At 53.3% G+C, this 10189-nt stretch carries 16 protein-coding genes; 6 read left to right on the forward strand and 10 right to left on the reverse strand.

Annotated features, from left to right (window positions below):
- Positions 1–95 precede the first annotated feature (95 nt).
- Positions 96–641, forward strand: a complete 546-nt coding sequence (locus NDI54_RS20210; RefSeq protein ID WP_310898171.1) for a hypothetical protein — start codon at positions 96–98, stop codon at positions 639–641.
- A gap of 66 nt (positions 642–707) precedes the next feature.
- Here NDI54_RS20210 and NDI54_RS20215 read toward each other — a convergent pair whose 3' ends face one another.
- From NDI54_RS20215 to NDI54_RS20235, 5 genes are all read right to left on the reverse strand, one after another.
- Entirely contained in the window at positions 708–1091 is a 384-nt protein-coding gene (locus NDI54_RS20215; RefSeq protein WP_310898172.1) for a hypothetical protein, read from the reverse strand.
- A 155-nt stretch (positions 1092–1246) separates the two neighbouring features.
- Positions 1247–3007 (reverse strand): type IV secretion system DNA-binding domain-containing protein, encoded by a 1761-nt coding sequence (locus NDI54_RS20220; protein ID WP_310898173.1) that lies wholly within the window; start codon positions 3005–3007, stop codon positions 1247–1249.
- On the reverse strand, positions 2997–3515 hold the full coding sequence (locus tag NDI54_RS20225; protein WP_310898174.1) for a hypothetical protein: 519 nt from the start codon (positions 3513–3515) through the stop codon (positions 2997–2999). The genes NDI54_RS20220 and NDI54_RS20225 overlap by 11 nt, the downstream gene beginning before the upstream one ends.
- Positions 3512–3982, reverse strand: coding sequence for a hypothetical protein (locus NDI54_RS20230; protein ID WP_310898175.1), 471 nt, complete (start codon positions 3980–3982; stop codon positions 3512–3514). Before NDI54_RS20230 ends, NDI54_RS20225 begins: the two co-directional genes overlap by 4 nt.
- A gap of 270 nt (positions 3983–4252) precedes the next feature.
- The gene (locus NDI54_RS20235) at positions 4253–4510 is read right to left on the reverse strand and encodes a hypothetical protein (protein ID WP_310898176.1); all 258 of its coding nucleotides are present in this window, start codon (positions 4508–4510) and stop codon (positions 4253–4255) included.
- A 149-nt stretch (positions 4511–4659) separates the two neighbouring features.
- Here NDI54_RS20235 and NDI54_RS20240 point away from each other — a divergent pair, with 149 nt between their 5' ends.
- The 4 genes from NDI54_RS20240 to NDI54_RS20255 all read left to right on the forward strand — a co-directional run bounded on the left by NDI54_RS20240 (position 4660) and on the right by NDI54_RS20255 (position 6548).
- The gene (locus tag NDI54_RS20240; RefSeq protein WP_310898177.1) at positions 4660–4995 is read left to right on the forward strand and encodes a DUF7563 family protein; all 336 of its coding nucleotides are present in this window, start codon (positions 4660–4662) and stop codon (positions 4993–4995) included.
- A gap of 309 nt (positions 4996–5304) precedes the next feature.
- Complete coding sequence (locus NDI54_RS20245; protein WP_310898178.1) at positions 5305–5682, forward strand: hypothetical protein; 378 nt, start codon at positions 5305–5307, stop codon at positions 5680–5682.
- Positions 5683–5814: 132 nt separating this feature from the next.
- The gene (locus tag NDI54_RS20250; RefSeq protein WP_310898179.1) at positions 5815–6120 is read left to right on the forward strand and encodes a toxin-antitoxin system TumE family protein; all 306 of its coding nucleotides are present in this window, start codon (positions 5815–5817) and stop codon (positions 6118–6120) included.
- A 23-nt stretch (positions 6121–6143) separates the two neighbouring features.
- Positions 6144–6548: an HVO_A0114 family putative DNA-binding protein gene (locus tag NDI54_RS20255; RefSeq protein WP_310898180.1), complete on the forward strand. Its 405-nt coding sequence runs from the start codon at positions 6144–6146 to the stop codon at positions 6546–6548.
- A 21-nt stretch (positions 6549–6569) separates the two neighbouring features.
- On the opposite strand, the gene NDI54_RS20260 is transcribed toward NDI54_RS20255, so the two are convergent.
- The 3 genes from NDI54_RS20260 to NDI54_RS20270 all read right to left on the reverse strand — a co-directional run bounded on the left by NDI54_RS20260 (position 6570) and on the right by NDI54_RS20270 (position 7927).
- The gene (locus NDI54_RS20260) at positions 6570–6989 is read right to left on the reverse strand and encodes a hypothetical protein (RefSeq protein ID WP_310898181.1); all 420 of its coding nucleotides are present in this window, start codon (positions 6987–6989) and stop codon (positions 6570–6572) included.
- Complete coding sequence (locus NDI54_RS20265; RefSeq protein WP_310898182.1) at positions 6986–7585, reverse strand: site-specific integrase; 600 nt, start codon at positions 7583–7585, stop codon at positions 6986–6988. Before NDI54_RS20265 ends, NDI54_RS20260 begins: the two co-directional genes overlap by 4 nt.
- A 219-nt stretch (positions 7586–7804) precedes the next feature.
- Entirely contained in the window at positions 7805–7927 is a 123-nt protein-coding gene (locus NDI54_RS20270) for a hypothetical protein (RefSeq protein WP_310898183.1), read from the reverse strand.
- Positions 7928–8369: 442 nt separating this feature from the next.
- Between NDI54_RS20270 and NDI54_RS20275 the strand changes: the two genes are divergently transcribed.
- Positions 8370–8720 (forward strand): winged helix-turn-helix domain-containing protein, encoded by a 351-nt coding sequence (locus tag NDI54_RS20275; RefSeq protein ID WP_310898184.1) that lies wholly within the window; start codon positions 8370–8372, stop codon positions 8718–8720.
- Positions 8721–8930: 210 nt separating this feature from the next.
- On the opposite strand, the gene NDI54_RS20280 is transcribed toward NDI54_RS20275, so the two are convergent.
- Both NDI54_RS20280 and NDI54_RS20285 read right to left on the reverse strand, forming a co-directional pair.
- Complete coding sequence (locus NDI54_RS20280) at positions 8931–9317, reverse strand: hypothetical protein (RefSeq protein WP_310898185.1); 387 nt, start codon at positions 9315–9317, stop codon at positions 8931–8933.
- A gap of 214 nt (positions 9318–9531) precedes the next feature.
- On the reverse strand, positions 9532–10189 hold a 658-nt coding region (locus NDI54_RS20285; protein ID WP_310898186.1), incomplete at its 5' end, for a hypothetical protein.

Genomic DNA, 10189 nt, shown 5'->3' on the forward strand with positions numbered 1-10189 from the left:
GCACAGCACGCGTACCTTCCAATGAACAGAAGAAGATAGGAGAAACCCCGATCTAAACCTCTTTATTTAATCTCGAGAAATAACTTATTATATCCATGTCCAATATCATTCAGTCGATTCCATTCGTATCTGTCTCGGTGTTTGTCGCTACGGTCTCGCTGGTATTGCAATACCTCTCGCATCGCAGTACTACGCTGGATTCGGTGTATGAACGAGAAGAGCAAATTGACGGGAAAATCCAGAAACTGGGAGAACTATTCACCGACGAATTCACTGCAGACGGCTCCACTCTGAAAATCGAATTCATCAAATCCACAGTCCATGAAAAAGAAACTAGAATATACCGGATTTGTAAGTACATGGACCCGTTTTCAAACATACAAGGCACTACAAAAATTAATTTCAAGGCGACCTCCTCACCCGAACTTGAAACAGGAGATTACGAGATCACGGGTGATTTTGAAGACGCACATCTTGAAAAGTTAGCTCTCCGAGTTATGCCCACCACGACAGATTTGTTATTCGTCACTGTGGATTCAGTCATTATCTCAGATGTGGCTGCTGCAATAACCGAAATGGATGAAATCGATAATCTTGAAATTCAAAAAACGACGATATCATCGAGGAAAAATAGTGAATAGAGGTACTGTATACGCCCTCTGCATTCTCCACGGTGGTAGTATCCGCTGCTGAGGGCGTCACCAGGTTCAACTGAGCTGGTATCGCTCTTGAATCGTCGGCGAGACCAGTTCGTAGTCGATATCCTCCCCGGTAAACTCGGCGTTCCAGACGAACTGGTTGTTGATGCCATACTTGTTCCTGATATCGGCTGGTAAGCACCACTGGAGACCGGTCTGGACGTCGACGATATCGATATCGTATGCGCCCGGCCCCAGTGTCGTTGCACAATAGTCCTGGTCGATGTGGGGCCGCACCGTCATCGACGAATCCTCGATCTCACGGATGCCGAGCCGGAAGACACCGTCAGGCTCAGTACCGGCCGCAGCCAGCCACTCTCTCTTGATGCCTAGGTATAGAGACGTCCCGCCGCGCTTGATCACACTCTGGCCCGCAGCCATAGTGTTGGCCATGCCAGACACTTACCGAGTAACTAGAATAAACGTATCTATCGAATTAGTGAGTTCTGTTAGATGTCTTGAAACTGCAGAAATACGGCATATGGGACATCGGCTTTGTTTGACAACGTACTAGTAGAAATAGCAGTTAAGTCAGAGATAGAGGCCTCTCAACGAGAGCTATCCCATACCATCTCTTTCAGCCGACCGCGCAGCGGTTTCATTGGTTCCTTGACCTGCTCTTCCACCGCATCAGCCTGCTTTGTCTGTCCTTTCCACCAGTGCTTCTTTCCAACTATGACACACTCTCCTGTTCCCATCCGTGTCAGCTCACCGGCGGTGATCGGACGGCGATCCTCGGTCCGGGTGGTGTGACTCTGCGTTGTCTGGTATGAGCCGCTGCTCTGGTTTTTCGACCGCGAGCGTGACTGCGATACTGTCTGTTCTCGCTCTTTCCCGATTTCTGATTGGATGTATTTTGTCGTCTGTTCATCACCAGGTTGGAAGTACAGGCCCTGTGGGCAGTTTCCTAACACTGCTGGCGCCTCGTCTCCATAGACGGACTCGAGCTGGCCGACTGTCTGTGCCCCAATCATAACTCGTGCATCCTCGCTTCGCCCCCGGGCTGCAAGGCCTGGTAACCCTTCTATCGGCGGAAGAGAGTCGATCTCGTCCAAGATAAAGTTCGTTGGTGTTGCAGAAGACCGGGCGATCCGGATCGACCAATCAAGCATCACTTCGTACATCGGAGCAGCTTTCCTCGCCATCGGTCCAGAGCGAATCAACAACACTCGGCCGTTGGGATTTTCGACATACTCTCGAATCGAAAAATCACCGTCAGTTTTGAATTGGCCAGTAAATACATCCTCGACATTTTGTGTGAGCTCTGTATAGACGCTCTCCGGGCCGCCGTCATCTCCTGGCCTAATTTTCTGCGCTTCAGTCCCCAGGTCATCGTACTTATTCAGCCGTCTATGTATCTCGTCTTTGGGCTCGTGCACTAGATTGTAGATATCATCGTGGCCGAGCTGATTAATCGCATCTTGCTTTTCAGCTTCGCGAGAGAGATATTTCAGACAGGCAGTAAACACGCTCTCTGCCTTGCGATGGAACGGATTCCTTCCATCAGGCTCTCCGAACACAGACTGTGCTACCTCTTGATAATCCTCCTCTTTTTCAACATCCCGAAAGAGGCTCCAACGGACATCCGTCTCCTCCACCCCGACTCGAAGCACCTCAAATCCACGTTCTCGATAGAATTGTTCGAAGTCGGTTCCGGATTCGTGTATGATGACCGCCGTCTCCTCATCGTGGGGATACTGCTGTGCAAGGAGTTGCATCCCGGTCGTCTTGCCACTCCCTGTCTCACCGAGCACCGCTGTCGAAATATCTTGCCGAAGCCTTGGTGGTATCGAGATATCGTCTCCGTCTGTATATTCATCTGACGTGGTCGTTATCTCTTCCATTGGAACGACAAACTCGTCGGATTCTCTGATGTACTTGGGTTCTTTCAGATCAAAGATGTTGTCGCCCCAGCGTCGGGTGAGGGGCAGGCTCGCTATCGCGACGCTGAATGCGGCATATGGCCCCAAAAAGAGGACATCAGGAATGCCCGCGAAACCGACGCCAGAGATAGACGCCCCGGCAACCTCGCCAAGGAATACCAGCGGGGCCATCACGTGTGCAAATAGCATCACAAGGATCGGCCAGACTTCTCCTTGCAGCAACGCACCGGCGAAGACGACACTCCCCAGCAGCGCATAACAGGGATAGACCCACCACCAGAGCCGAAACCGACGTAATTTCGGCTGGTCCCATTCGACGTACCACCATGGAATCAGCAACCGTGGCAGCATAATTGTAGCCATAACATTACCGAACATCCCCAGTGGATCCTCCGGTTGCTTGTTGTTATCAGTCTCAGACGTCATCGTAGTCCTCCTGTGTTCGAGTCACTTCGCGCTCTTGCTCCGCTGTGACACTCCGTTCTTGAACGCGCTCCCTGCTTCTGAGTCGTGTCCGCTCCCGAAACCGCTCTCGTGCCCGTTCTCGAAGGGCGGTCAGATCGTCTGTCTCCATGTGTAGATCTCGCTTTTTGCCGATCGCAGCGGCGTGGGCGTGTGACTTCCCTGATTCTGGACGAGCGTGGACTCCGTAGACGTACTCGACAGAGGGTTTCTCTGCTTTCCACTCGTTGAGCGTCGACCGGGTACACTGGTCAATTTCTGCTTCGCTATAGCCTGCATCCGGATCAGGCGCAATGATGAACTGGCGCTGCATATCCGCCGTCTCGGACCGGCCGACGAACGCTTCAATTTCTTTTTCGCTCAGCTTGCGACCAGTCGAATCTCGAATCTCGACTGTCCGCTCTGCATCTTCACTGATGTAGGTGATGAGATTGCCGGCGCTCCCTGTCTGGAAGTCCGATTTTACGATCATTTGAACTCCCAATCCCGGTCATCAGATTCTGCTGCAGCACTGTCAGTGGCCTCAGATGATGTGGTACTCTGTGCCCGCGCACTCTCGATATCTCCGTCAAGTGCATCCATGTCTTCTCGGAGCCGTTCAGTGCCAACATCGAGGGCGTGCTGTCGGCGTGGGTCGTCATACTCGTCTTTGACGAGTTCCCAGACTGCTATCGAGTAGACGCCTGATTTTGCGACGAGGTCCTCAAGCCCCTCTGTCGCTTCACTGACCTCATCACGTGCCTCGGCAACGAGTTCCTGAATGCGTTGTTCGGCCCGATGTTCACGCGCCTGTTCTTCGACAGCTTCGCCGTGGATATGTTGATCGAGAACCTGTGCAATGTAGGTTGACGCAGAGACATCTTCAGCCTCAGCTCGCCGCTCGATTTCACGTGCTACCTCGGCGTCAACGTAGGTTGTGAGCTGCTCATTTCGTCCCATCGCGTTACCACCTCCTGGCTTCTCGGAGGCTGTGGTTTTGACCAATGGGCAAGTTAAAGGCCTGCAGCACACCTCTTCTATCCACTCTCTGTCTGGCGGTTTTGTATGCAGTAGATAGGGGCAGTGCTGCAGATCGTGCAGTACGAGAATACAGTCCTTGGAGGGCTGCAAAGCGCGGTAAAGTCCAGCGCATACTCCCGGCTTTTCACCCTGATATGAAAGGCGTTATTAGACCACGGTGAAAGTGAACGACTCTTCGAGCGTGATATCCTACCCCCGACTTCCGCCACCAGCCCCGACCTGCACACCGGTCTCGGGGGTGTCGCCAGTGTACCAGGAATCGTCGACACAGGAGTCATCGAGCACAGAGATTCGCCACTCGCCGGGTCGCTCCATCTTGATGAGGAACTGAATCTCGGTATCTGGGTCGCCGTCCTCGTCCAGGAGGCCACACATCTCGAGTTCGTCTTTTGGAAGCGTTACCATCCCAGAGCCGCCGCGGACAGAGAGCTTGTTAATGCTTGGCATTAGTCTTTCACGGCCATCGCCAGCGGATAGCCACACTCCTGCTGTTCGGTGGAGACTAGGGTAAAAACCACTCCCATTTTGACACCAATACGTTGACATCTGTCAAAATGGGCTCGTGCTTTACTAGCACTGCCACCTGACACCGTGCTATGGTAACGTCCGTCTCCTGCCTGAATTGTGGTGAGCCAGTCGATGCACAGTATGCACGCGTGTTTGGGAACGATGATGACGAGGTCCACGCCTGTCGGAACTGTTCGACGCAAGGCGCTATCGCGAACGGCGCCGCCGTCGACGCCGATCGAGATGGGACACCGCTGGTTCACCGTCCCGACGTCGACGAGCCCGTCGAGGCTGTCTTCCACGAGGCAGAATCCGAGGACCACGTCACGCTCGAAGAACTACGCGAACAGTCGGCCACCACACGGACGACCTCAAGCACTGACCATCACGACGACGAGGCGTTTGCCGCCCTGATTGCGGAGTAACGACGCCGCCCGATTTTTCGCTGTGTGTTTCCCGGCAGTCGGGTGACCGACAGCTGCTGGCATTGGTGTGGCCATTGGTGACAATGGGGGGTGAGTCGGCCCTGACGGACCACTTTCACTCTGGCAGTGCCAAAAAAGTCCGTTCGGTACGCGCGCGTATCTGGAACAGAGTCGGAAGGGGGGACCCCCTGTCACCCCAGATGTGTGGTTGGAACCCGGTCGGTCGCGGTGACTCACTCACGGTTGGATGGTCCGATCAGCGGAAGAATCTAGAGACTGCAGCGCCGACATCAGATAGGACTCATGCCAGTGGAAAGATCAGCAGATGAACTGACCGGTGTTGATGGGGAGTCTCACATCAAACTGTATCTCGCACTGCCACCTTCACAACGAATGATGCTCCACCAGACGGCTGCGATGGATGGGTCGCCGTGGGGCGGCGCGATCATCGCCTCCGCGATTGAGCGTGGGGCTGATATCTCAGAGCGACAGGGCTACCGAGCGTTGAACATACTCACAGACAAGGGGATTTTGAGAGAGGTAAATCCCGAGGGCGCAGCCGACCAATACGAGGTGACACAGAAGGGAATCCAGGCGATGAAGGCAACGCGTGACCAATTGCAGGAAGGGCTGGCTGTTGTCAATGGGAACGCAAGCAGTAGGGGGCGGACATCGTCATTCTGGTAGTCGACTTGGTCTGCTGACCGCAGGTATTGAAAATCAACATCGTCTTCGGTTAGAATCTGGCAGAAGCAAGCGTAGCCTATGTAGAGAGGTCCATAGGCTTATTGCTATGGAGATGATACCATAGGGTAGCGGATGGCGTCCTACACGACAATCGAAGACTGGCGAGATGTCAAAGACGGTTACGTCGTTGCTGTGACCATCCGACAGACGGACGATGAGAAGTACCCGTGTGGATGGGATTACAGTCTCCATCTTGGAGAGATCGGCGGAGACACGATCCTCCGATACGACAACGCTCACGAACGGACGAAAGGGCACGAGCGCCACATCAACGATGACGTTGAATACATCGAGTTTCCGGGGATGCTGACGCTCTACGACCGCTTCAAGGTGGAGGCTGACGAACTATCGCCTGTCTCGTGGAGCTGGTCAGCGTAGGATGCCGCCAGGAGGGACACACCATGGCCACACTCAAAGTCACCGTCGGAAATAGCGACCATCTCGAGCAGCGAACTCGTAACCGAATCAAGGCCGCGCAGGACGGTGAAGACCTTGATGACGCCCAGCCAATGCTGAACTTCGACTCGTACGCAGAACTCAGTCGTCTCCTCAGTCCAAAGAATCTGGAGCTGTTGGAGGCAATCTCAGAGCATGAACCGGCGAGTATCCGCGAGGCTGCTGCACTGGTCGACCGGGATTACAAGCAGGTCCACCGGAATCTCTCTGAACTGGAAGACATTGGCGTTATTGAGTTCGAAGGCGGCGGGTCGGGCCAGGCGAAGAAGCCACTGTTAGCCTACGATGGTCTTGAAATAGATATCCCGTTTACTGGTTCGAACGGCAGCGTCGGCGCAGCAGCGCCGTAGACACCCTGTGACAGTCCTGAACTACACGTACTCGTTGAACCAGTCCGGTGCGCCCGTGTACTCGGCCCAGCATCGTTTGTGACAGGGCTCTCCTCGGGCATTCGGTATCGCGCGGTCAAGATCGACCATCTCTCCGCACAGATCACACTCGGCGCGGTGGCCCATTTGTCGCTGTTCAACCGAGAGGTCTTTTGTCTCGATATGAAGCTCGTGCAACGCCCTCGGCGTGAGCCGGACCAACACTTTCTCGCGGTCGTCTTCGTCTTGCTTCTCCGGCGTGTATGTCAGCACCCAGTCCTGTCCTTCCTCGCCGTCGCCGGCTGGCCCGAGCGAGATTGTCTTGGCGAGTTCATCAGGGATGTAGTGCCATTCGTTGTCGGCGAACCGTGGGTAATGGCCCGTTGGTCGAGGGTCCTCAGGGTCGACATCGTCTTCGGTCATAGGGACTTGACCTCCTGGAACGCCTCGTCGATGACGTCCTCGCTGGGGGCGTTCAGATATGGTTCAATCGCAGCGAAGGAGTCCCACCCACCGACGGCCATCACCACTCGGGGGTTCATTTGTTCGTCGACGAGGAGTCGCTGGGCGAACCGACGGCGGAGATCGTGCGTACTCACCTTCTCGAAGTCCTCGTCGCCAGTTGCTTCAGCAGCTCGCGCAGCTGTCCGTCGAACCACAGCACGGACACCGGGTTGGGTTAGACCGATAAAGGAGTCCTTGGGTGCGATGTTGTGTTCGTTCTGGAAGCGCTGGAGGTCACGCTCGACCTCGGCGGGGAGGAAGGCATCGCGAGGCTTCCCACCGTTGCCGCTGGTGTCTTTCCCGGCCTGGACGCGAAGCCGGTACTGGCCGCTCTCGGTTCGATTGATGTCAACAGGTCGGACCTGTGGAATCTCAAAGGCACGCAACCCGACGAACGCACCGAGTTGGATGATGAGGTCGTCGCGCTGACTGTTGGTGGCCCGCCGGAGGTCCTCAATCTCGCTGTCGGTAAGCCAGACCTTGTGCTCGTTCCCGTCGGTGGCTTCGATTCGCATTACGATTACTTAATATTCCGTTACTAAAGAGGGTACTGGTCGGTCGGACACACCATGGTTTCCGCTGTTATTCGGCAAATCTGTTACGACTAATATAATAAGTCGTTATATGTGTGCGATGAAGTCTATTAACAGAAGTCCACACTCATCACGCGGGGGTTGAAACGGCTTGTGCAACAAATAGGAAGGTTACGAGGCGAAGGACTGAGCTGATACCTTCTACCAGCCGCGTGGGTCCTCAGCGCCGTTGTCCTCAAGGAATTTCTTTGCCTTTTGGATGCTGATTAGTGTGACTGTCCCTCGTCCCTTCTGGCGGACGGGTGCCTCCGTGTCAGAAATCATATCATCCAAAACGTCCTTCACATCGCCTCGTTCGTGGGTGGCGAACCACCCAGCGATGGTCTGCTTTTGCTTATGATGCTTATTTACCACGCCTTTCGACATCATGCGCTTCGTAACGCGAACAGCCAAGTCGATGTCATCATCAGATAGAGCCATAATAGAATTTCAACCCGACTGCAAGTTGCATTTATCCGAACATAAATGTTATGCTGGAGTAACACAGACGTTTCGCTGAGAAACGCATGTGTCTTCGACCGATAACACTATAACAATCCAGTCTCTATCGATACGTGTAACAAGGACTACTACCACTAACGGAGCTGAATGACTTCGCTGGTGGTATAAATGAATAGCATCCGCCGGATTGCATCCGATACGGTGGATAGTTCACCCAATAGCTACGCTGCCCCTGACAAACAACGGGCAGGAGGATACGTATAAAATGAGCAGTACCAAGGATTCCCCCAACACGGAAGATAGCGGAGCGTACGCAGAAGACTCGGCCCTTACACAACTACTCGGAAACGGTCCCAAGGTCTCGATCATTGCAGCCTTCTTGGCTGATCCCGATCCGGAATTTGACTACAACGTCACCGAGATCGCCGATCTTGCGGGCGTTAGTCGCAACACCGTATATCGTCATCTGGATGACTTGGTGGACATCGGCGTGATTCAGAAAACCCGGGAAAGTGGTGGTAGCCCCCGTTATAAATTAAACGAGGATAACGCAGCTGCCAAGCGCATGGCTCAGCTTGAGTGGGACCTTATTGACGTTCTTTACGAAGAAGAATAGAGTACTTTTCTGCTCCAAATCTCTGATACGACTCTCCAATCCTGTCCCGAGGAGGCCGACATCTGCTGTACAGCCCCTACCCGGTTAGTTGAGGAAGTCATTATTGGTGTCAACTGTGTTGTCGATAACCTCTTTGAGAGTCACTGATACATTGACATCTGCTCAAACTGTTTTATACGCTACTTGAATATTTTCTGCCAACAGTGGTCATCAAGCTCTATTCAAATACTGATTTGGAGGATATCCCGCTTCAGAAACTAATTTGCGAGCAGTTCGACGAACTTTCCGATTCTCTGGCCGCTCTCCGGTGTTTCTCATTCTATCTTTTATGTGGTCGGCAACGGCATCCAATACCTCTTCGTTAGCACAACTTGCGACACTCTGGAGAGTGGATTGATAGCCACGCTCTGCCATTGGATATCCTTGCTCTCCCCCCATGACTTCTCCATTTGTTTCGCGTATCTCGTACAGGTGACCTTTGATTCGAAGTTCGAGATCTCTGTCGTTAATTTCTAAGCTCATATTTTTGTAGCCTACTTCTGATTGTTTGGAAGCTTCTGATCTCTGGGTATCAGATGTTTTCTCATAACCGAGCATCTACGAATCCCTTGTTCCAGCCTTCCGCGGTTGAATGGGACCGGCAATCCCGGGATAGCCGGTTCCATCTATCCCGGTACTTATGGATAAAGCTTTATGCATACTTCTGGCCAATTTGAGTATGAGGACGCGGGCATGGTGGTTAGCGTAAGGCGCCACTGTGCCCGGTTAGGGCAGTGAGGTAGTGGCTCACGGCCTGTCGACGTCCGGTTTCCTACTCTAAGCCCATTAGATACTCGTAGACGATTTCGTTCTCAATCTCGTCGACTAAATCCTGATACGGATCGCGCCCTGTTGGTTGTGGGTCTCGTGGTATCCCTCGCCCAGTCAACCACGCGATTACACGCGAACGTACCTCTGCTTCCCGAACAGGACTGAATTCGTCGAGGCGGTAGACTGGATCTGCTTGAGGGCCTGGGTCAATCCAAGATTGGTCAAATTCGTATATCCAGTCGTGCTCGACGGCTTCATTGTCAGCATACTTATCTCGAATGTATCCTGCGATATAGTCAGCTGCAGTTGATTGTGGATATGTGAGATCTGCTTCCTGAAGATATGTTAAATACACAGGGCAGATACTTCTCTGGAAACTGCTATCACAGCATCCCGACAATTGCTTTCGAAGATCCTTAGAATAGTCACTATATGTGTCTCTGACACCATCGTGTACAGCGACAGTCTCGCCACAACCGTGGGAAACAGCTCCCGTGGAAAGCCCGTGTGTGATACTCTTTTTAATGGCCATTGCCGCCGCAGCGGCTTGTTCTTCCTTAGAGGGATTCGATTGAGACACGATCGCTGCCCATGTTATTTGTGTATCGTGTAGATCCTCTAGAAGTGCTGATGCTCGGTTTTCTCGTCCTTCAGGTGTT

The organism is Haloarcula terrestris (assembly GCF_031624315.1).
Classification (GTDB): Archaea; Halobacteriota; Halobacteria; order Halobacteriales; family Haloarculaceae; genus Haloarcula; species Haloarcula terrestris.